This window comes from Sinomonas susongensis, from assembly GCF_005877005.1.
Lineage (GTDB): Bacteria > Actinomycetota > Actinomycetes > Actinomycetales > Micrococcaceae > Sinomonas > Sinomonas susongensis.
On sequence record NZ_SSNH01000002.1, the window covers coordinates 308,282 to 328,530 of the forward strand.

20 protein-coding genes are annotated in these 20,249 nt (G+C 68.7%); 3 read left to right on the forward strand and 17 right to left on the reverse strand.

What is annotated here, in order from left to right; genetic code table 11:
* Position 1: 1 nt before the first annotated feature.
* Positions 2-1,342: a glutamine synthetase family protein gene (locus E6A21_RS04565; RefSeq protein ID WP_138442938.1), complete on the reverse strand. Its 1,341-nt coding sequence runs from the start codon at positions 1,340-1,342 to the stop codon at positions 2-4.
* Positions 1,343-1,417: 75 nt separating this feature from the next.
* Between E6A21_RS04565 and panB the strand changes: the two genes are divergently transcribed.
* Complete coding sequence (panB, locus tag E6A21_RS04570; protein ID WP_138442939.1) at positions 1,418-2,308, forward strand: 3-methyl-2-oxobutanoate hydroxymethyltransferase; 891 nt, start codon at positions 1,418-1,420, stop codon at positions 2,306-2,308.
* Positions 2,309-2,338: 30 nt separating this feature from the next.
* Here the strand turns inward: panB and E6A21_RS04575 are convergent, their stop codons facing one another.
* Positions 2,339-2,527: an SPOR domain-containing protein gene (locus tag E6A21_RS04575; protein ID WP_138442940.1), complete on the reverse strand. Its 189-nt coding sequence runs from the start codon at positions 2,525-2,527 to the stop codon at positions 2,339-2,341.
* A 39-nt stretch (positions 2,528-2,566) separates the two neighbouring features.
* Between E6A21_RS04575 and map the strand changes: the two genes are divergently transcribed.
* The gene (gene map / locus E6A21_RS04580; protein ID WP_138442941.1) at positions 2,567-3,445 is read left to right on the forward strand and encodes a type I methionyl aminopeptidase; all 879 of its coding nucleotides are present in this window, start codon (positions 2,567-2,569) and stop codon (positions 3,443-3,445) included.
* Between the two features lie 74 nt (positions 3,446-3,519).
* On the forward strand, positions 3,520-4,317 hold the full coding sequence (ppgK, locus tag E6A21_RS04585; RefSeq protein WP_138442942.1) for a polyphosphate--glucose phosphotransferase: 798 nt from the start codon (positions 3,520-3,522) through the stop codon (positions 4,315-4,317).
* A gap of 16 nt (positions 4,318-4,333) precedes the next feature.
* On the opposite strand, the gene nrdR is transcribed toward ppgK, so the two are convergent.
* The 15 genes from nrdR to murG form a co-directional block, all read right to left on the reverse strand.
* Entirely contained in the window at positions 4,334-4,813 is a 480-nt protein-coding gene (gene nrdR / locus E6A21_RS04590; protein WP_138442943.1) for a transcriptional regulator NrdR, read from the reverse strand.
* 68 nt (positions 4,814-4,881) lie between these two features.
* Positions 4,882-6,261 carry a histidinol dehydrogenase gene (gene hisD / locus E6A21_RS04595; protein ID WP_138442944.1) on the reverse strand — a complete coding sequence of 460 codons (1,380 nt, stop codon included), beginning with the start codon at positions 6,259-6,261 and terminating at the stop codon, positions 4,882-4,884.
* Positions 6,262-6,286: 25 nt separating this feature from the next.
* Positions 6,287-6,760: a hypothetical protein gene (locus tag E6A21_RS04600; RefSeq protein WP_138442945.1), complete on the reverse strand. Its 474-nt coding sequence runs from the start codon at positions 6,758-6,760 to the stop codon at positions 6,287-6,289.
* Positions 6,753-10,289 (reverse strand): DNA polymerase III subunit alpha, encoded by a 3,537-nt coding sequence (gene dnaE, locus E6A21_RS04605; protein WP_138442946.1) that lies wholly within the window; start codon positions 10,287-10,289, stop codon positions 6,753-6,755. Before dnaE ends, E6A21_RS04600 begins: the two co-directional genes overlap by 8 nt.
* Before the next feature lie 30 nt (positions 10,290-10,319).
* Entirely contained in the window at positions 10,320-11,246 is a 927-nt protein-coding gene (locus E6A21_RS04610) for an RluA family pseudouridine synthase (RefSeq protein ID WP_138442947.1), read from the reverse strand.
* Entirely contained in the window at positions 11,239-11,874 is a 636-nt protein-coding gene (lspA, locus tag E6A21_RS04615) for a signal peptidase II (protein WP_246036195.1), read from the reverse strand. Before lspA ends, E6A21_RS04610 begins: the two co-directional genes overlap by 8 nt.
* A 70-nt stretch (positions 11,875-11,944) precedes the next feature.
* Entirely contained in the window at positions 11,945-12,568 is a 624-nt protein-coding gene (locus E6A21_RS04620) for a DivIVA domain-containing protein (RefSeq protein ID WP_138442948.1), read from the reverse strand.
* Between the two features lie 127 nt (positions 12,569-12,695).
* Complete coding sequence (locus tag E6A21_RS04625) at positions 12,696-12,983, reverse strand: YggT family protein (RefSeq protein ID WP_138442949.1); 288 nt, start codon at positions 12,981-12,983, stop codon at positions 12,696-12,698.
* Positions 12,984-12,988: 5 nt separating this feature from the next.
* Positions 12,989-13,519: a cell division protein SepF gene (locus E6A21_RS04630; RefSeq protein ID WP_138442950.1), complete on the reverse strand. Its 531-nt coding sequence runs from the start codon at positions 13,517-13,519 to the stop codon at positions 12,989-12,991.
* 74 nt (positions 13,520-13,593) lie between these two features.
* A complete protein-coding gene (locus E6A21_RS04635; protein WP_138442951.1) occupies positions 13,594-14,331 on the reverse strand; it encodes a YggS family pyridoxal phosphate-dependent enzyme in 738 nt (245 codons plus the stop codon).
* Complete coding sequence (locus E6A21_RS04640; RefSeq protein WP_138442952.1) at positions 14,324-15,061, reverse strand: purine nucleoside phosphorylase YfiH/LACC1 family protein; 738 nt, start codon at positions 15,059-15,061, stop codon at positions 14,324-14,326. The genes E6A21_RS04635 and E6A21_RS04640 overlap by 8 nt, the downstream gene beginning before the upstream one ends.
* Complete coding sequence (ftsZ, locus tag E6A21_RS04645; RefSeq protein ID WP_138442953.1) at positions 15,058-16,263, reverse strand: cell division protein FtsZ; 1,206 nt, start codon at positions 16,261-16,263, stop codon at positions 15,058-15,060. Before ftsZ ends, E6A21_RS04640 begins: the two co-directional genes overlap by 4 nt.
* A 174-nt stretch (positions 16,264-16,437) precedes the next feature.
* Complete coding sequence (locus tag E6A21_RS04650) at positions 16,438-17,637, reverse strand: cell division protein FtsQ/DivIB (protein ID WP_138442954.1); 1,200 nt, start codon at positions 17,635-17,637, stop codon at positions 16,438-16,440.
* Positions 17,627-19,129, reverse strand: a complete 1,503-nt coding sequence (gene murC, locus E6A21_RS04655) for a UDP-N-acetylmuramate--L-alanine ligase (protein WP_138442955.1) — start codon at positions 19,127-19,129, stop codon at positions 17,627-17,629. Before murC ends, E6A21_RS04650 begins: the two co-directional genes overlap by 11 nt.
* On the reverse strand, positions 19,126-20,238 hold the full coding sequence (murG, locus tag E6A21_RS04660) for an undecaprenyldiphospho-muramoylpentapeptide beta-N-acetylglucosaminyltransferase (protein ID WP_138442956.1): 1,113 nt from the start codon (positions 20,236-20,238) through the stop codon (positions 19,126-19,128). Before murG ends, murC begins: the two co-directional genes overlap by 4 nt.
* Positions 20,239-20,249 lie beyond the last annotated feature (11 nt).

The window sequence follows — 20,249 nt, forward strand, 5'->3', positions numbered from 1 at the left end:
GCTAGAGGATGCCGAGGTTGCGGTGCAGCTCGTAGGGAGTGACCTCGAGGCGGTACTCGCTCCACTCCTGCCGCTTGTTGCGCAGGAAGTACTCGAAGACCTGCTCGCCGAGGATCTCGGCCATGAGCTCCGAATCCTCCATCGTGCCGATCGCGTCGTAGAGGCTCGCGGGGAGCGGCGAATGGCCCAGGACCCGCCGCTCTGCGGAGGTGAGCGACGAGATGTCGTCCTCCGCCGCGGCCGGCAGCTCGTACTCCTCCTCGATGCCCTTGAGACCTGCTCCCAGGAGGACGGAGTAGGAAAGGTAGGGATTGGTGGCGGAATCGATCCCGCGGTACTCGACCCGCGCCGACTGGCCCTTGCCCGGCTTGTAGAGCGGGACCCGGACGAGTGCGGACCGGTTGTTGTGGCCCCAGCTCAGGTAGCTGGGCGCTTCCCCGCCGCCCCAGAGGCGCTTGTACGAGTTCACGAACTGGTTGGTCACCGCGGTGAACTCGTTCGCGTGGCGTAGGAGGCCAGCGATGAAATGGCGTGCAGTCTTCGAGAGCTGGAACTCCGCGCCCGGTTCGTGGAACGCGTTCGAATCCCCCTCGAAGAGCGAGAAGTGGGTGTGCATGCCGCTCCCCGGGAACGCCGTGAACGGCTTCGGCATGAACGTCGCATAGGCACCCTGCTGGATGGCCACCTCCTTGACGACCGTGCGGAACGTCATGATGTTGTCCGCAGTCTGGAGGGCGTCGGCGTAGCGGAGGTCGATCTCGTTCTGGCCCGGACCACCCTCGTGGTGGCTGAACTCGACAGAGATCCCGACCGATTCGAGCATGTTCACGACGGTCCGGCGGAAGTCCTGCGCGACGCCGCCGGGCACATGGTCGAAATAGCCGCCCTTGTCGATGGGGATGGGCGCGCCGTCTGGACCGAGCTGATCAGACTCGAGGAGGTAGAACTCGATCTCGGGGTGTGTGTAGCACGTGAAGCCCATCTCTGCGGCCTTGGCGAGGGTCCGCTTGAGGACGTTGCGGGGATCTGCGGGGGACGGCTCGCCGTCGGGCGTGAGGATGTCGCAGAACATGCGCGACGTCGGCTCCGTCTCGCCGCGCCACGGCAGGATCTGGAAGGTCGAGGGATCGGGCTGGAGCAGCATGTCCGACTCGGAGACGCGCGCAAGGCCCTCGATCGAGGAACCGTCGAAGCCGAGCCCTTCCTCGAACGCGCCCTCGACCTCGGCAGGGGCCAGGGCCACTGATTTGAGGGAGCCGACGACGTCGGTGAACCACAGGCGAACGAAGCGGACGTCGCGCTCCTCAATGGTCCGGAGCACGAATTCCTGCTGACGGTTCATGGGGGGAAGTCTCCCTTACGGTAACGGGCCTGAGCGCTTCCCCCACTCTACTCAGCTTGGACTACTCTCGTCCGTATGGCCCCCACCACTTCTGACGAGTCCCCCGCGCCCTACGGAACGGGACCCCGACCGGTCTCCGGCGCCCCCTCCGGAGGCCGTCCCACGGGCCGGGTGCGCATCCATCACCTCGCCGCGGCGAAGGAGCGCGGCGAGCATTTCGCGATGCTCACCGCCTACGACCAGTACGCGGCGCAGATCTTCGACGAGGCCGGCATCGAGGTCCTCCTCATCGGGGACTCGGCCGCGAACAATGTCTTCGGGTACGAGACGAGCCTGCCAGTCACGGTCGACGAGCTCCTCCCCCTCAGCCGCGCCGTCGCCCGCTCGGCGCGGCGCGCCCTCGTCGTCGCCGACCTGCCCTTCGGCAGCTACGAGATGTCACCGGCCCAAGGCGTCGAGACGGGCGTTCGCTTCCTCAAGGAAGGGCTCGCGCACGCGGTCAAGATGGAGGGCGGGGCCTTCTACGCCGACACCGTGCGGGCCATGGTCCAGGCCGGCATCCCCGTCATGGCCCACATCGGGTTCACCCCGCAGAGCGAGCATGCCCTCGGCGGCTACCGGGTCCAGGGAAGGGGCGACGACGCCGCGCGCCTCGTCGAGGACGCGAAGGCCCTCGAGGCCGCAGGCGCGTTCTGCGTGCTCATGGAGATGGTTCCGGCGGAGACTGCGGCTGCAGTGGACGCCGCTGTGAGCGTCCCTACCATCGGCATCGGCGCCGGGGCCTCGACGACCGGCCAGGTGCTCGTGTGGCAGGACATGGCCGGCCTGCGGGGCGGCGAGGGCACGAGGATCGCGAAGTTCGTCAAGCAGTACGCGGACCTGCGCGGCACGCTCCTCGACGCGGCCCGGCGCTACGGCGACGAGGTCCGCTCCGGCACGTTCCCGGGCCCGGAGCACAGCTTCTGACGAGGACCGCCTTCTGACGCGGACCGCGACTCAGTCCCGGTCAGACCAGCCGTCGCCGTTGGCGTCGTCGGGGTCCCACGAACGGTTGCGCTCCTTGACCTTCTCGAGCGCGTGCTCGGCCTCATCCCGGGTCTCGTAGGGCCCGAGTAGCTGGGTCCAATCGCTCATCGCGTCCTCTTCGACCTGATGGGTGCGGACGTTGTACCAATACTGTGTCATGCCGCTCGCCCTCCCTTCCGTCACGAGTACACTCAGCCTATGCCTTCACCGTCAACCACGGCACCTGTGGGCGGCCTCGTGCCAGGGACCGTCTCGCCCCTCCGTGCCGTTCCAGGGTCTATCCCCCGGCCGGAGTACATCGGCAAGGACGGCCCGGAGCAATACCAGGGGAACGACGTGTACTCGCCGGAGCAGATCGCACGGATCCACGCCGCGGGAAGGATCGCAGCCCAGGCCACCGTCGAGGTCGGCCAGCACATTCGCCCGGGCGTGACAACGGACGAGCTCGACCGGATCGGCCACGAGTTCCTCGTCGCCCATGGCGCCTATCCCTCGACCCTCGGCTACCGCGGCTTCCCCAAGTCGCTCTGCACCTCGCTCAACGAGGTCATCTGCCATGGCATCCCGGATACGACGGTCCTCGCCGACGGTGACATCATCAACATCGACATCACGGCCTACAAGGACGGTGTCCACGGCGACACCAACTACACCTTCCTCGTGGGAGACGTCGACGACGAGTCGAGGCTTCTCGTCGAGCGGACGCAGGAGTGCCTGCGCAGGGCGATCAAGGCCGTCGCCCCCGGACGCGAGATCAACGTGATCGGCCGCGCGATCGAGTCGTACGCCAAACGGTTCGGCTACGGAGTCGTGCGCGACTTCACCGGCCATGGAGTGGGCGAGGCCTTCCACTCCGGGCTGATCATCCCCCACTACGACGCCGCGCCGGCCTACAGCCGGGTGATGGAGCCCGGGATGGTCTTCACGATCGAGCCGATGCTCACCCTCGGCACCATCCAGTGGGAGATGTGGGACGACGGCTGGACCGTCGTCACGCGCGACCGGCGGCGGACCGCCCAGTTCGAGCACACCCTGGTGGTCACGGAGACGGGCGCCGAGGTCCTGACCCTCCCTTAGCCGGCTCCGCCTTCTGCCCAACTGCACCTGCCCCACCCCACGAACCCCTCCCCGAACCGCGAGAGGCGCAACGCATGTCCAAAGACGACAAGAAGAAGTCCACCCACCTCATCGGTGTCGACATCGGCGGCACAGGGATCAAGGGCGGCATCGTCGATCTCAAGAAGGGGAAGCTCGTCGGCGACCGCGTGCGGTTCGACACGCCACAGCCGGCGGCGCCCGAGCCAGTGGCGGAGATCGTCGCCCGCGTCGTCGAGGAGCTCTCAGCACGCGACGGCGCGCCGACCGACGACGCCCCGGTCGGCGTGACCTTCCCCGGGATCATCCAGCACGGGGTGGCGCACTCCGCGGCGAACGTCGACAAGTCCTGGATCGACTTCGAGATCGACAGGTTCTTCAGCGAGCGGCTGGGGCGCCCCGTCGAGGTCATCAACGACGCCGACGCCGCCGGCCTCGCCGAGGCCCGCTACGGGGCGGGCAAGGGAGTCGACGGCACGGTCCTCGTCATCACGCTGGGGACCGGCATCGGCTCAGCCTTCGTCTTCGACGGCAGGCTCGTACCCAACGCCGAGCTCGGCCATCTCGAGATCGACGGCTTCGACGCCGAGAGCAAGGCGTCCGCCGTCGCCCGCGAGCGGGACGGCATCGGCTGGGAGGACTACAGCGTCCGCCTCCAGCGCTACTTCTCCCACGTCGAGTTCCTGTTCTCGCCCGAACTGTTCATCGTGGGCGGCGGCATCTCGAAGCGGGCTGACGAGTACCTCCCGCGGCTCAAGCTGCGCACCCCGATCATCCCGGCCGAGCTCAAGAACGAGGCCGGGATCGTAGGCGCCGCGCTCCAGGTTGCGATCCACCACAAGCTCAGGAAATGAGCCGCGGCAGGACGGGTCAGTCCGCGCTGACCGGCTCGTCCTGCGCGGCCCCCTGTTCCGAGCGGAGGAGCTCAATCGCCGCCTCGAAATCCTCGAGGGAGTCGAACGACTGGTAGACGCTCGCGAACCGCAGGTAGGCGACGTGGTCCAGCTTGCGGAGCGGTCCGAGGATGGCCAGGCCGACCTCATGGGCCTGGATTTCGGCGGCGCCACTCCCCCGCACCGTCTCCTCGACCTCCTGGGCGAGCATCGCGAGGTCGTCTTCGGTCACGGGCCTGCCCTGGCAGGCCTTCCGAACGCCGTTGATGACCTTCGAGCGGCTGAAGGGCTCACCGACTCCCGAACGCTTGATGACCGTCAGGCTCGTCGTCTCGATAGTCGTGAAGCGCCTGCCGCATTCGGGGCACTGCCGCCGCCGACGGATCGCGGAGCCGTCATCTTGGATGCGGCTGTCGACGACGCGCGAGTCGGGATTGCGGCAGAAGGGGCAGTACATCCTTCAATTCTAGGGTGCGCAGAAGGCCCCGCAAAGGAGATGACCACTATATGTAGTGGTGGCCCATACTAGGGACGGGGGTCGAACTCGCGTTCCTCGAAACGCCGGTCCACCGCGTCGCCGTGCCCCGGGAGGTCCTCGGCATCGGACAGGCTCCTGATGTGGCGGGCCACGGCGTCGAGCGCGGCCTCGCTGTAGTCGATGATCTGGACCGCCTTGAGGAACGTTGCGACGTTCAGGCCGGACGAGAACGCCGCCGTCCCGCTCGTGGGGAGGACGTGGTTGGACCCCGCCGTGTAGTCGCCGAGGCTCACGGGGCTGTAGTCGCCCACGAAGATCGCCCCCGCATTCCGGATCCGGCTCGCGACGGAAGCAGCATCCGCGGTCATGATCTCGAGGTGCTCGGCCGCGTAGGCGTCGCACACGGCGATGCCCTTGTCGACGTCGTCCACGAGCACGGCCCCGGACTGCCGGCCGGACAGCGCGGTGAGCACCCGCTCGCGGTGTTTCGTCGCCTCGGCCTGTTCGGCGAGCTGGGCGCGGACGGCTTCGATGAGCTCGGGCGAGTCCGTGACGAGGACCGAGCCCGCGCGGGTGTCGTGCTCGGCCTGGCTGATGAGGTCGGCCGCAACCAGCTCGGGCCTGGCACTGCAGTCGGCGAGGATGGCGATCTCGGTCGGGCCCGCCTCAGCGTCGATGCCCACGATGCCCTTGACGAGGCGCTTCGCCGTCGCGACGAAGATGTTCCCGGGCCCGGTGACCACGTCGGCGGGCTCGATCGCGGGCAGCGGCCCCTCGGAGTCCTCCCCCGCGGGAATGCCGTAGGCGAACGTGACGACAGCCTGCGCCCCGCCGATGGCGTAGACCTCGTCGATGCCGAGGAGGGCCGCGGCGGCCAGGATGGTGGAATTCGGGAGCCCCCCGTTGTCGCGCTGCGGCGGCGACGCGAGCGCGATGGACCCCACGCCCGCGGCCTGCGCCGGAATGACGTTCATGATGACGGAGGACGGGTAGACGGCGAGGCCCCCGGGGACGTAGAGCCCCACCCGGCGCACGGGCACCCAGCGCTGCGTCACAGTGGCGCCGTCGCCGGGCCGCACCGTCACGTCCACTGGACGCTGAGCCTCGGCAAAGAGCCGTGCCCTGCGGATCGACTCCTCGAGGGCGGCGCGCACGGACGGATCGACGGCTTCGAGCGCCCGGGCAATTGCCTCCGCCGGCACGCGCGGGTGGCGCTGCGCGACGCCGTCGAACTTCTCGGCGAACATCGAGAGCGCCGCGAATCCGCCAGAGCGGACGTCTGCAATGATCCCGCGGACCGCATCCTCGACCGCCGCGCCCTGCTCGGCCTCGAGCCGCGGCACGAGCGCCCTGAGCTCGGCGAGTCCGAGGCTCCTGCCCCTGAGGTCGATCGTGCGGAAGTCGAGGGCGGGTGCTGGCGATGTCACGCGCCCAGTCTACGTGGCGAAGAGGTCAGCGGCGCGCTGGAGGGCTCCACAGGACCGTCACGAGCGCGAGGACGACAATGGCGACAATGGCCGGCCAGAGCGCGATCGCGCTGAGCGCGTCGAGCCCGAACGCCGAACCGTCCACACTCGGATCCTTGCGCGACGAACCGAGCAGCTGACCGAGGCCGGTTCCCGTGAGCCACATGAAGACGCTCCCGATGCCCGAGCCGACGAGCGCCGCGAGGTAGCGGGCGGCGAAGCCGAAGCGGATGTGCGCGCGGACCACGAAGACCACGACGACGATTGCTGCCAGCGCCGCGAGCCCTTCGAACACGAGATCGCGAGGGAGCCACTGCTGATAGTCCGAACCATTGCCGTAGAGCCGGCCACCCGGTGCGGCGAGCCACCACACGACGCCGAGCACGATGCCTGCAACGAGGGGTGCGAGCAGCCAGCGGAGGACGACCGGCCAGCCGGGCCAGATCGTGGGCTCACGCATCGAGGCACGCGGGGCCGAGGAGGACCTTGAGGTCTCCGAAGAGTGCAGGATTCGGATTCACGCGCAGATGGACTCCCAGTTTCATGACTTCGATGCTCCGCGTCCCGTGGAGCCGGAGCTGGACCTCGCTGTGGCCCGGATGCGTCTTGAGCACCTCGCCGAGCCGCGTCACGACGCGCTCGGTGGCCTTGTGGGTCGGCATCGAGATCACGACGGGACCGCCGTCGGCCTGGCTCAGGTCGGGGACGGTGAGTTCCATGGCGCTCAGCATGACGGCGCCGTCGTCCCGCCGCTGGAGGCGGCCCTTGACCACGACGATGAGATCCTCCGCGAGGATCGACGAGATGGGCCCGTAGACCTGGCCGAAGAACATGACTTCCATGGACGCCCCGAGGTCCTCGATCTCGGCGCGGGCATAGGCGTTGCCGCTCGCCTTGGCGATACGGCGGCTGAGCGAGGTGATCATGCCCGCAATCGTGACGATGGCACCGTCGGCCGGACCTTCGTCCGAGATGAGCTGGGAGATCGCGTGATCCGCGTGGCCCTCGAGCACGCCCTCGAGCCCCTGGAGCGGATGATCCGAGACATAGAGCCCCAGCATGTCGCGCTCGAACGCGAGCCGGTCCTTCTTCTCCCACTCCGGGAGATCGGGGATCTCGACTGCGAGCCCGGACGGGAGTTCGCTGTCCGCGCCGCCTTCGAACGCGCTGAAGAGGTCGAACTGGTTCGCCGCCTCGTTCCGCTTGAGGACGATGACGGCGTCGACCGCCTCTTCGTGGATCATCGCAAGCGAGCGGCGCGGGTGGCCGAGCGAATCGAAGGCTCCGGCCTTGATGAGCGACTCTATGGTGCGCTTGTTGCAGACGACAGCCGGCACCTTCTGGAGGAAGTCGCTGAAGCCGGTGAAAGCCCCCTTCTCCGCGCGGGCCTCGACCATCGAATGCACGACGTTCGCACCCACGTTGCGGATCGCGCCCATGCCGAACCGGATGTCGTTTCCGACCGGGGTGAAGTTGAGCGCGGACTCGTTGACGTCCGGCGGCAGGACGGTGATGCCCATGCGCCGGCATTCGTTGAGGTACATGGCGCACTTGTCCTTGTCGTCGCCCACGGACGTCAGGAGCGCCGCCATGTATTCGGCCGGATAGTGGGCCTTGAGATAGGCGGTCCAGTAGGAGACCACGCCGTAGGCCGCCGAGTGCGCCTTGTTGAAGGCGTAGTCAGAGAACGGAAGCAGGATGTCCCAGAGGGTCTTGACCGCATCGGCGGAGTAGCCGCGATCGCGCATGCCGGCCGAGAAGCCCGCGAACTGCTTGTCCAGCTCGGACTTCTTCTTCTTGCCCATCGCCCGCCGGAGGATGTCTGCCTGGCCGAGCGAGTAGCCGGCGAGCTTCTGCGCGATGGCCATGACCTGCTCCTGATACACGATCAGGCCGTAGGTACCACCGAGGATGTCTTCGAGCGGCTCCGCGAGCTCGGGGTGGATCGGCGTGATCTCCTGGAGCCCGTTCTTGCGCAGCGCGTAGTTGGTGTGCGCGTTCGCGCCCATCGGCCCTGGACGATACAGCGCCAGGACGGCGGAGATGTCCTCGAAGTTGTCCGGACGCATGAGCTTGAGCAGCGACCGCATGGGGCCGCCATCGAGCTGGAAGACTCCCAGCGTGTCGCCACGGGCGAGCAGGTCGTACGAGGCCTCGTCGTCGAGCGGGAGGCGTTCGAGGTCGAGTTCTTCGCCCCGGTTGAGCTTGATGTTGTCGAGCGCGTCCGTGATGATCGTGAGGTTCCTCAGGCCGAGGAAGTCCATCTTGATGAGGCCGAGGCCCTCGCAGGTCGGGTAGTCGAACTGCGTGATGATCTGGCCGTCCTGCTCGCGGCGCATGATCGGGACGATGTCGATGAGCGGATGCGACGACATGATGACGCCGGCCGCGTGCACGCCCCATTGGCGCTTGAGCCCCTCGAGTCCGAGCGCTGTCTCGAAGACGCGCTGAGCGTCCGCGTCGGAGCGCAGGAGTTCGCGCATCTCCTCGGCCTCGCCGTAGCGCTTCGCCTCGGGATTGTGGATGTCGACGAGCGGCATGCCCTTGCCCATGACGTCGGGCGGCATGGCCTTCGTGAGCCGCTCGCCTACCGAGAAGGGGTACCCGAGCACACGCGAGGAGTCCTTGAGCGCCTGCTTGGCCTTGATCGTGCCGTACGTGACGATCATCGCGACCCGGTCGTCCCCGTACTTCTCGGTCACGTACTTGATGACCTCCGGACGACGGCGATCATCGAAGTCCACGTCGAAGTCAGGCATCGACACGCGGTCCGGGTTGAGGAAGCGCTCGAAGATGAGGCCGTGGTCGAGCGGGTTGAGGTCGGTGATGCGCATGGCGTAGGCAGCCATGGAGCCGGCACCGGAACCGCGGCCCGGGCCGACTCGGATGCCGTGGTCCTTCGCCCAGTTGATGAAGTCGGCGACGACGAGGAAGTAGCCCGGGAACCCCATCTGGGTGATGATCCCGATCTCGTACTCCGCCTGCTTGCGGACGGCGTCCGGAATGCCCTCGGGGAACCGGTAGTGGAGGCCCCGCTCGACCTCCTTGACGAACCACGTCTCCTCGTTCTCCCCCTCCGGGCAGGGGTAGCGCGGCATGTAGCTGGCCTTGGTGTTGAACTCGACGTTGCACCGCTCGGCGATGAGCAGCGTGTTGTCGCAGGCCTCGGGGTGGTCGCTGAAGATCGCTCGCATCTCGGCCGGCGACTTCAGGTAGAACTCGTCGGCATCGAACTTGAACCGCTTCGGATCGGCGAGTGTCGAGCCCGACTGCACGCACAGGAGCGCCGCGTGGCTCGAAGCGTCCTCGGCGTGGGTGTAGTGGAGGTCGTTCGTCGCGACGAGCGGGAGCCCGAGGTCTTTGGCGAGCTTGATGAGATCCGCCTGCACGCCGCGCTCGATGTCCAGGCCGTGGTCCATGACCTCGCAGAAGAAGTTCTCCTGACCGAAGATGTCGCGGAACTCTGCGGCGGCCTCCCTGGCTTCCCTGTAGAGGCCGAGGCGCAGCTTGGTCTGCACTTCGCCCGAGGGGCAGCCGGTGGTGGCGATGAGCCCCTTGCCGTAGGTCTGCAGGAGTTCCCGGTCCATGCGCGGCTTGTAGAGGTATCCCTCGAGGGAAGCGAGCGAGGACATCCGGAACAGGTTGTGCATGCCCTGGGTGTTCTCGGCCCACATCGTCATGTGCGTGTACGCCCCGGCGCCTGAGACGTCATCGCGGCCGCCGTCTCCCCAGCGGACACGGGTCTTGTCCCGACGCGCAGTGCCCGGTGTGAGGTAGGCCTCGACCCCGATGATGGGCTTGATGCCGGCGTCGGTCGCCTTCTTCCAGAAGTCGAAGGCTCCGAAGACGAAGCCGTGGTCGGTCGTCGCGACCGCGTTCATGCCGAGCTCTTCCGCGTGGCTGAACAGGTCACCGAGGCGCGCGGCCCCGTCGAGCATCGAGTACTCGGTGTGGTTGTGGAGATGAACGAACGACCCGGTGGAACTCACTGCTCCAGTCTAGGCTCGACGTCCGACGCCTTAGGGCCGGTCGCCACGCAGCGTGTCGACCGCGTACTGCAGGTCAGCCGGGTAGGGGCTCGTGACCTGCACCCACTCCCCCGTGCGAGGGTGCGCGAAGCCGAGACGGTGCGCATGGAGCCACTGGCGGGTGAGGCCGAGCTCGGCGGCCAGCCTCGGGTCGGCGCCGTACGTGAGGTCCCCGGCGCAAGGGTGGTGGAGGGCGGAGAAATGGACGCGGATCTGGTGCGTCCGCCCCGTCTCGAGGTGGATCTCGACGAGACTCGCCCTCCCGAACGCCTCGAGCACCTCGTAGTGGGTCACGGAGGCGCGCCCGTCCTCGACGACGGCGAACCGCCAGTCGTATCCGGGGTGCCGCCCGATCGGGGCGTCGATCGTCCCCTCGAGTGGATCTGGGAGTCCCTGCACGACCGCGTGGTAGACCTTGTCCACCGTCCGCTCCTTGAAGGCGCGCTTGAGCGCGGTGTAGGCAGGCTCCGTCTTCGCCACGACCATGGCGCCCGACGTTCCCACGTCGAGGCGGTGCACGATGCCCGCCCGCTCAGGAGCCCCGGAGGTCGAGATCCGGAATCCGTCGGCCGCGAGGCCACCGACGACGGTCGGCCCCACCCACCCGGGAGAGGGGTGCGCAGCCACACCCACCGGCTTGTCCACGACCACGAAGTCCTCGTCGTCGAGGAGGATCTCGAGGCCGTCCACGTGCTCCACCACCACTTCCAGGGGATCGCGCCTCTCGGGCGCGTCGATTTCGATCACTTCGCCGGCAGACAGGCGTCCCGACTTGGCCAGAGGGTGTCCATTCACGGTCACGTGGCCCTCGGCGAGCAGCTGCGCCGCCGCAGAACGCGAGACGCCCAACAGCGCCGAGAGGCCGGCGTCGGCCCGCGTGCCGGCGAGCTCTTCCGGCACGGTGTGGGACTCAGGCACGCGGCGTCTCCCCGCCGTCGCCCGCGGAACTCTCTGAACCCCGCGCAGGCCCCGTGTCCCTTGCGCCCGCCCCTGCGTCCCTCCGGTGCCGTGAGCCGTCCGCCCCGATCCCGAGGAGGGTCAGGAGGCAGATGAGTGCGACGCCGGTGACGACCGCCGAATCGGCGAGGTTGAAGATGGCGAAGTTCGGGAGCTGGATGAAGTCCACGACGTGCCCCATGCCGAAGGACGGCTCGCGGAAGAGCCGGTCGGTGAGGTTGCCGAGCGCCCCGCCGAGCACGAGGCCCAGGGCCACGGCCCACCCGAAAGAACGGACCCGACGCGCAAACAGGACGATCGCGACCGCGACGACGGTCATGATGATGCTGAAGACCCACGTCACGTTCTCCCCGATGGAGAAGGCGGCCCCGGAGTTGCGGATGTAGTACCAGTGCAGGAGCGGCGGAATCACAGGGATGCGCTCTCCCTCCACCATCGTGCTGGTGACCCAGTGCTTCGTGGTCTGGTCGAGCACGTAGGCGACGACGGCGAGGGCCGCGAGGACCCCCAGGACCCGGCGGTCGACCCGCCGACGCTCAGGTGCGGGCTGCTGATTCCGCGGAGGCGTCATCGAGGAGGAATTGTCCATACTGCTTTCCGTTGGCATGCCGAAGCCGGCGACCGCAAAGTACGCGGCCGCCGGCTCTGGACTTCGGTTCTCAGACCTCGGCGTTGTCGGGGATCTCGCTCGACACGACGGAGCCGCGTGCGTCGAGATCGCGGAGCTGGCCCTCGATGTAGGCCTTCAGCCGTGCGCGGTAGTCGCGCTCGAAACCGCGGAGCTGCTCGACCTTGCGCTCGAGCACCGAACGCTGCTGCTCGAGAGCGCCGAGCGTCTTGCGGGACTTCTCCTGGGCCTCGCTCACGAGGCTGCTGGCCTCGATCTGTGCCTCGGCGATGATCTTGTCGCGCTGCTCGATGCCGTCCTGCACGTGCTTGTCGTGCATCTGCTGCGCCATCGCGAGGAGACCGGCAGCCGATTCGGCCGTCTGGCTCACATTCGACTGGGCAGGGGCCGGCGCTGCGGCGCGAGCCGGCTCCGGCTTCACAACCTCAGCCTGCTTCGTCTCCTGCGCAGCGGGCTTCTCTGCCGGAACGGCGGAGCCACCCTTCGAGGTGAGCTCGGCGACCTTCTTGCGGAGCTCGTCGTTCTCCTGGTTCAGGCGGCGAAGCTCGATGACGATCTCGTCAAGGAAGTCATCAACCTCGTCCTGATCGTATCCTTCGCGGAACTTCGTCGGCTGGAAACGCTTGTTGACGACATCTTCTGGCGTCAGAGCCATCTGCTCACCTCTTTGGTCTAGTCAGTCAGGGGCTTGCCGCCACCTTGACTACCGTAACTGACTTGCGCCCGCACGCTCCACTTCACGGCCTTGAGCCGCCCCGTGGCGTCGGGACTCTGCTATGAAACTACGCGAGATTCCTAACGATTGCCATAGCGATGTTGACGGCAATCGCCAGGACGATAAAGCCGAGATCGAGACTCATCGAGCCGATCCGGACGGGCCGCAGAAGGCGCCGCGACAACCTCATCGGGGGATCCGTCACCGAGTAGATCGCGCTCGCGGCGACGAGCGAAGCACCTTTGGGCCGCCATGAGCGGGCAAACGACTGCACCCAGTCATAGACCAAGCGCCCCAGGAGCGCCACGAAGAACAGCTCGAGGAGCAGATAGACGACCGCCCACAGGATGCTCACAGAACTCAGCTCTGGTTGAAGAAGGTGGCCTGGCCCTCGCTGACCTTCTTGTCCTCGCCGAGAACTTCGATGGTCGCGGGCGTGAGGAGGAAGACCTTGTTGGTGACGCGCTCGATGCTGCCATGGAGGCCGAAGACAAGGCCCGCCGAGAAGTCCACGAGGCGCTTGGCATCGGCCTCGCCCATGTCTGTCACGTTCATGATGACCGGAATGCCGTCACGGAAGCTCTCGCCGATGACCTTCGCGTCATTGTAGGAACGCGGGTGCACGGTCGTGATCTGACGGAGCCCAGAGTCCTCACGGACTGCCGCGGCGCGCTTGATGGGGGTCACGGGGGCGCGGTACTCCTCTACCTCGGCAGCAGCCGGCTCACGGGTGGCAAGCGCCTGGCGGCGTTCTTCGCGCTCGTTGTGCACCGGCTTGTCCTCTTCCGTATGTACGTGTTCCGTGCGGGCGTTCTGGGGCTCAGCCTCGAACTGCTCATCGCTGTCCGCGAGGCCGAGGTAAACCATGGTCTTCCGCATAACTCCGGCCATGCTCGACTCCTGTACTCGGGCCGCGCGGTCCTCATGCACCGGGTCCCGGCCCTGAAGGTCCCGACTCTTCGACGCTACAACACGCGGGGCCTCGGACCGAGCACATCCGTACCGATCCGAACGTGTGTCGCGCCCGCGGCAATCGCCTGCTCCAGATCCTGGCTCATGCCTGCAGACACCATGGTCGCATGGGGATGGCTGTTTCGCAGTCCGGCGGCGCAGTCTGCGAGGCGGGCGAAGGCCCGGGCCGGGTCCTCGCCGAGGGGCGCCACCGCCATGATGCCCGCGAGCCGGAGCGCCGGGGAGGACTCGATGAGGTCGGCGAGGCCCGGGATTTCGCCGGGCAGCGCGCCACCCCGCCCTGAGGCTGCGTCCTGGTCGAGGTTCACCTGGATGAGGCAGGCGAGCGGGGGGCGGCCTTCGCGCGCCGGCTCGGATGCGGCCGCCTTCGCAAGCGCCGAGGCGAGTGCGGGGCGATCCACCGAATGGACCGTGTCGGCGTACCTCACCACGCTCTTGGCCTTGTTGGTCTGGAGTTGGCCGATGAAGTGCCACGAGAGCTCGAGGTCGGCGAGTTCCCCCGCCTTCGCGGACGCCTCTTGGTCGCGGTTCTCCCCCACCTCGGTGACTCCGAGCTCGGCCAGGGCGCGGACGTCGCTCGCCGGATGGAACTTTGTGACCACGATGAGCTGAGGGGCCGAGCTGCGCCCCGCGGCACGCGACGCCGCCTCGATGCGTTCCCGTACCCGGGCCAGATTCGCCCGGAGTTCGGCGCGGCGCTCTGCCGTGGCCAGGGACGGGCCGTCACCCATGGGACCACACCACGCCGACGAACCGGCCCTCGCCCGGAGCCCGGCGATGCGAGAACAGTCGCGGCTCCTCGAGCGTGCAGGCGATGGCATCGGTATGCGAAGGGACGCCCAGAGCGTCGAGTTCGCGCAGGACGCCGGCGGGCACGTCGAGCGCAGGCGTGCCCCACGAGGTCGTCGAGGCCGTGCCTGGAGCGAGCGCCGACACCTCGTCACGGAGCGCGGCGGGAACCTCGTAGCAGCGGCCGCAGATGCTCGGGCCAACCCAGGCCTCGACGCCTGACGCTCCCCTGCCCCGAATCGCGTCGACGGCCGCGGTGACGACGCCGGCGACGAGCCCCGCACGTCCGGCGTGGACGGCACCGAGCGCAGGTCGGCCGTCGTCGAGCTGGCCCGCGAGGAGGATCGGCACGCAGTCCGCGACCATGACGGCCACCGGAACGCCCTCCGAGAGGAGAGCGTCTGCCACTGGAGCGTTCCCGCCCTCCTCGGCCCAGACGGTGGCGGAGCCGTGCACCTGCTCCATGTACTGCACGCGCTCGGCGCCCACCGCGGCCGCGAGCGCTGCGCGATGACGCCGGACCGCGTCGTCGTCCGAGCCGACGTGAAAGGCGAGGTTGCCCGCGGCGACCTGCGTGAACGCGGCAGTGACTCCGGGACGGACGTCCCGGCGCCACCAGAAGAGGTCGCCTGCTCCGGCAGTCTCCGGGCCCTGCCCGGATGCGTCGGTCACTTGAGGAAGTCGGGCACGTCGAGGTCGTCGCGCGAACCGGTGAGGTCGTGCTCGACCACGGCGGGCAGTTCGACGTCGAACCCGGAGTCCGCCGGCGTCGTGTGGGACTGGCTCCACTGGCTGAGGCCGCCATGACCCTGCGCGGGCTGCGCCACAGGGCGCGTCGGGGCCTGCTGCTGGGCGGACGACGGCGGCGTGGCGGGCGCGGCAGGCGCCGCCTTGGCCTTGGTGTCCTCGAGCGACGGCGACGTGGCCTTCACGTCGTCGAACCCGGCCGCGATGACCGTCACGCGAGCCTCGTCGCCGAGCGCGTCGTCGATCACGGCACCGAAGATGATGTTCGCCTCCGGGTGCGCGACCTCCTGCACGAGCCGGGCCGCCTCGTTGATCTCGAAGAGGCCGAGGTCGCTGCCGCCCTGGATCGACAGCAGCACGCCGTGCGCGCCGTCGATCGAGGCCTCGAGGAGCGGGGACGCGATGGCGAGCTCGGCGGCCTTGACCGCCCTGTCCTCGCCGCGGGCGGAGCCGATGCCCATGAGGGCCGAGCCCGCGCCCTGCATGACCGACTTGACGTCGGCGAAGTCGAGGTTGATCAGGCCGGGGGTCGTGATGAGGTCGGTGATGCCCTGGACGCCGGAGAGCAGGACCTGGTCGGCGGACCGGAAAGCGTCGAGGACGGAGACGTTGCGGTCGCTGATGGAGAGCAGTCGATCGTTGGGGATGACGATGAGCGTGTCGACCTCGTCGCGGAGCGCCTCGATGCCGTTCTCGGCGGAGCTCGCCCGGCGGCGGCCCTCGAACGTGAACGGGCGCGTGACGACGCCGATGGTGAGCGCGCCGAGCGAGCGTGCGATCCGGGCGACGACGGGCGCGCCGCCGGTGCCGGTTCCGCCGCCCTCGCCGGCGGTGACGAAGACCATGTCGGCCCCTCGCAGGACCTCCTCGATCTCGTCCGCGTGGTCCTCCGCCGCCTGGCGTCCGACCTCGGGGTTGGCGCCCGCGCCGAGACCACGGGTGAGTTCACGCCCGACATCGAGCTTGACGTCCGCGTCGCTCATGAGCAGCGCCTGGGCGTCGGTGTTGATGGCGATGAATTCCACCCCTCGCAGACCGACTTCGATCATGCGGTTGACTGCGTTCACGCCACCGCCGCCAATGCCGACGACCTTGATGACGGCCAAGTAGTTCTGCGGTGCTGCCACGTTGAGTGTCCCTTGTTCGAAAGCCTGCTAGTTCTGCAAGAGGCTGGATCCCACAACCTTAACCCTCAACTGGAAGGTTATAGTTATGTCAACTAGCTCTTGGTGAAGACGGTATTTCCCGTCATTCGTGGGCGCAACGACCATGACAGCGTGTCGCCCGCATTGTGTCGCGCCCTACCGTGTCACCGGGTGCCACGGCGTGCTCACGTCGAACACGCTCACGGGAGCCTGTCCCTGCGGAGGATTCTGGGCGCTCTTCATGAGTGCCTCGAGCACCTTCGCCTTGAGGTCGCGGTCCTGCGTATTGCCCCAGACGACGGTCTGGCCGTTGGAGAGCTTGAGCTGCACGGAGTCCACGGTCCCCGCCGAGGCTGTCGCGAGCTGCGCGAGGACGTCCGCGGGAAGCGCGGAGAGCACCCCGGTCACGGCCAGGAATGTTTCGTGCGACATGTGCGCGCCCTGGGGGTCGATGACCGGAAGGGGATGGCCGGACGGATCCTTCGCCGTCGCGATCTGCACGCCGTCGCCGTCGACCACCGAGTACCCGTCAGTCTGCTTCACGAGGGCCACCGGCACGCGCTCGACCACGGTGACGAGGAGCGTGTTCGGTGGGACTGCCCGGCTCTCGACGGACTTCACCTGGACGATGGGAGCGACGAGCCGGCTCACGTCTGACGGCCCGACGAGCGGCAGCGGCCTCCCCTCGAGCGGCGCGAGGGCCGCTTGAACCTGCGCGGGCGTCAGCATCTTCGTGCCCTGGACGGTGATCGTGCGGACCGCGAGCACGGGAGTGAAGAGGACGAGCGCCATGACGCACGCCACGAACGCGACGACCGAGACAACGGCGAGGATCACGCGCCGTCGGACGCGCTTGGCGCGGGGAACTGGGAAGGCGAGCACCTCGCCCGAACCTGCAGCCGCTGCCCGGCCCGCGTCAGGGGCCGCCCTCCGAAGGAGGCGCACGCGGTGCGGCGAGGGGCGGCTGGGCTCTCGGTCCTCGGGCCCGGCGAAGCTGCCAGCGCGGTCGGCGACGTCGCCGTGGGCTCCGAGGTCATCCTCTTCGACGTCGCCTGCTCCGAGGCCGTCAGAGCCCAAGTCGTCTGCTTCGCGGTCGCCTGCTTCGAAATCGTGTGCTTCGCGGTCGTCCGATTCGAAGCCGCCCGCGGGATGAAGCACGGTGACCTTCGCAGAGCGGCCCACCGAGACACGGGCTCCGGGCGCGTCCTCAGAGGAACCCCTCGTCGGCGCCCCGTCGCGGGAGGCCCCGTCGAAGGAGGCTCCGTCGAAGGAGGCCCCGTCGTCGTCGTCCCTCGAGGAGGGAGAAACCGGCGATCCGAGCCGGGGAACCCTCGGCTTGCGTGGGCTAGGCGCCATGTTCCGCGTCCCTTCTCCCGTCTGAGCCTTCCAATGCCTTGACCAGGGCTGGCCCTAGGGCGGTCACGTCGCCCGCCCCGACGGTGAGCAGGATGTCCCCCGGCGCGGCTATCGCAGCGAGCTCGGCGACCGCGTCGGCGGCCGACGGCGCGTAGGAGCCTGCCGGGAGGGCATCGGTGACAAGCCTGCTCGTCACGCCCGGGATCGGGTCCTCCCGGGCCGGGTAGATGTCGAGCACCCGCACACTGTCGGCACCGGAAAGCGCGGCAGCGAACTGCCGCGCGAACGCCCTCGTGCGCGAGAACAGGTGTGGCTGGAAGAGGACGTGCACGCGCCCCTCCCCCGCAACCCCGCGTGCGGCGTCGAGTGCGGCGCGCACCTCCGTTGGGTGGTGGGCGTAGTCGTCGTAGACGCGGACGCCCCGGGCCTCGCCCTTCAGCTCGAACCGGCGTGCCGCGCCGCTGAAGGTGGCGATTGACGCTGCCGCGGCGTCGGGCTCCGCACCCAGCCCGACAACGACGGCGGCGAAAGCGGCTGCCGCGTTGAGCGCGTTGTGGGTCCCGGGAACGGAGAGGGGAAGCTGAACCGAGCCGCCCTCCCATTCGAGATCCCATCCCCCACCGGCGGGCTGTGCGACGAGCCGCACGTCGGCGTCCGGTGAGGTCCCGTACAGGAGGACCCTCGGACGCCCTCCCAAGGCCGTCCGCCGCCTTCCCGCGACACCGCGGGCGCCCGGATCGTCGCCGCACGCCACGAGGACGCCCTCGGACGGCAGGAGTCCCGCGAACTCATCGAAGGCGGCATGGACGGCCTCCGCCGTTCCGTAATGGTCCAGGTGGTCGGCTTCGACGTTCGTGATGATCTCGACGAGCGGCCGATAGTTCAGGAACGACGCGTCGGATTCGTCGGCTTCGGCCACGAAGATGTCCGTGGACCCATGGGCGGCGTTGACGCCCAGGGCTGGGACGTTGGCGCCGATCGCGAAGCTCGGGTCGAGGCCCGCGCCTCGCAGCATCCACATCGCCATCGACGTCGTGGTCGTCTTGCCGTGCGTTCCCGCGACCGCGAGGACGCGGCTGCCGGCCATCGTCGCGGCAAGGGCCTCGGAGCGGTGGAGGACCGCGAGGCCCCGGGCCCGCGCCTGGGCGAGCTCCGGATTGTCGGGCCGGATCGCCGAGCCGGCGACGACCGTCTCGGCATCGCCGAGGTTGGCCGCGTCGTACCCGACGGCGATCCGCCCGCCGAGCGCGGAGAGGTCGCGCATGACCGGGAGGTCCTTCGCGTCCGAGCCGCTGACCGGAACACCCCGTGCGAGCATCACGCGGGCGACGGCGGACATGCCCACCCCACCGACGCCTATGAAGTGGACGCGACCCAGTTCCGCGAGGGCGGTGCCCACCCCGGCCGTTGCCGGCTGGTTCTGGCCGGTCTGGTTCTGGCCGTTCTGGTTCTGGCCGGTCTGGTTCTGGCCGTTCTGGTTCTGGCCGATCATGCCTGGGACGCCTCCATCACCATGTCCGCCATCGCATCATCCGCATCGCGGACCCCGAGGGCTTTCGCTCGCTCCGACATGTCCTTGAGCCTCGGCGAATCGGCCAGGAGCGGGAGCACCTCGCGTTCGACCCATCCCGGGGTGAACTCGGCATCCCGGACGAGCAACGCCCCGCCGGCCTCGACGAGCCCGCGAGCGTTGAGCGCCTGTTCTCCGTTGCCGATGGGAAGGGGCACGAACACGGCCGGGACCCCGACGGCTGCGACCTCGCACACCGTCCCGGCGCCTGCACGGCACACCAGCAGGTCGGCGGCGGCGTAGGCGAGCTCCATGCCGTCCACGTACTCGACCTGGTGGTAGCCCTCGGCGGCGAGCGGCTGGCCGTCCTCGCACAGTACCGACTTCCCGCGGCCCGTGATGTGGAGTGTCTGGATGCCGGCCTGCGAGAGCGCCCGCAGGGAAGCCGCCAACGTCCGATTGATGCTCAGGGCTCCTGAGGAACCGCCGGTGACGACGAGAGTGGGCCGCTCGGTCTCGAGTCCGAGCGCGAGCCGGGCCTCGGACCGCGCCGCCTCCCGCTCCAGCCCGGACACCTCGCGCCGCATCGGCATCCCCACGAGACGCGCGTGCCGGAGCTTCGTCTCGGGGAACGCCTTCCCCACCCGCTCGGTGAAGAGGGCACCGACCCGGTTGGCGAGCCCAGCCCGCGTGTTGGCCTCGTGGATGACGATCGGCGTCCCGCGCCTCCGCGCCGCAAGGTACATGGGGGTGCACACGTAGCCGCCGACGCCCACGAGCACGTCGGCGTCCGCCCGCTCGAGGATCTCGGCCGACTGTCGCACCGCGCCGGCGAGGCGGCCGGGCAGGCGGACCAGGTCCAGGCTCGGGCGGCGAGGGAGCGGGACCCGATCGATGACCGCAAGTTCGAACCCCGCGGCCGGGACGAGCCTCGTCTCCATGCCCGACGAGGTTCCCACGGCCAGGATCTTCGCCGAGGGATCACGACGGACGACCGCCCGCGCGATGGCCAGCAGCGGGCTGATGTGACCTGCGGTTCCGCCGCCGGCGAGGACGACGGACAGTCCGGACGATGAGGCGTGCGCGGGCATTCCAGTGGGGT

Excerpts from the sequence above, each read along its gene's own strand:
- E6A21_RS04600 (WP_138442945.1), bottom strand. The coding sequence starts at position 6,760 with ATGCGTGAGCCCACGATCTGGCCCGGCTGGCCGGTCGTCCTCCGCTGG.
- murG (WP_138442956.1), bottom strand. The coding sequence starts at position 20,238 with ATGCCCGCGCACGCCTCATCGTCCGGACTGTCCGTCGTCCTCGCCGGC.
- E6A21_RS04635 (WP_138442951.1), bottom strand. The coding sequence starts at position 14,331 with ATGGGTGACGGCCCGTCCCTGGCCACGGCAGAGCGCCGCGCCGAACTC.
- E6A21_RS04575 (WP_138442940.1), bottom strand. The coding sequence starts at position 2,527 with ATGACACAGTATTGGTACAACGTCCGCACCCATCAGGTCGAAGAGGAC.
- ppgK (WP_138442942.1), top strand. The coding sequence starts at position 3,520 with ATGTCCAAAGACGACAAGAAGAAGTCCACCCACCTCATCGGTGTCGAC.
- map (WP_138442941.1), top strand. The coding sequence starts at position 2,567 with ATGCCTTCACCGTCAACCACGGCACCTGTGGGCGGCCTCGTGCCAGGG.
- E6A21_RS04630 (WP_138442950.1), bottom strand. The coding sequence starts at position 13,519 with ATGGCCGGAGTTATGCGGAAGACCATGGTTTACCTCGGCCTCGCGGAC.
- lspA (WP_246036195.1), bottom strand. The coding sequence starts at position 11,874 with ATGGACAATTCCTCCTCGATGACGCCTCCGCGGAATCAGCAGCCCGCA.
- E6A21_RS04650 (WP_138442954.1), bottom strand. The coding sequence starts at position 17,637 with ATGGCGCCTAGCCCACGCAAGCCGAGGGTTCCCCGGCTCGGATCGCCG.
- murC (WP_138442955.1), bottom strand. The coding sequence starts at position 19,129 with ATGATCGGCCAGAACCAGAACGGCCAGAACCAGACCGGCCAGAACCAG.
- nrdR (WP_138442943.1), bottom strand. The coding sequence starts at position 4,813 with ATGTACTGCCCCTTCTGCCGCAATCCCGACTCGCGCGTCGTCGACAGC.
- E6A21_RS04620 (WP_138442948.1), bottom strand. The coding sequence starts at position 12,568 with ATGGCTCTGACGCCAGAAGATGTCGTCAACAAGCGTTTCCAGCCGACG.
- E6A21_RS04565 (WP_138442938.1), bottom strand. The coding sequence starts at position 1,342 with ATGAACCGTCAGCAGGAATTCGTGCTCCGGACCATTGAGGAGCGCGAC.
- panB (WP_138442939.1), top strand. The coding sequence starts at position 1,418 with ATGGCCCCCACCACTTCTGACGAGTCCCCCGCGCCCTACGGAACGGGA.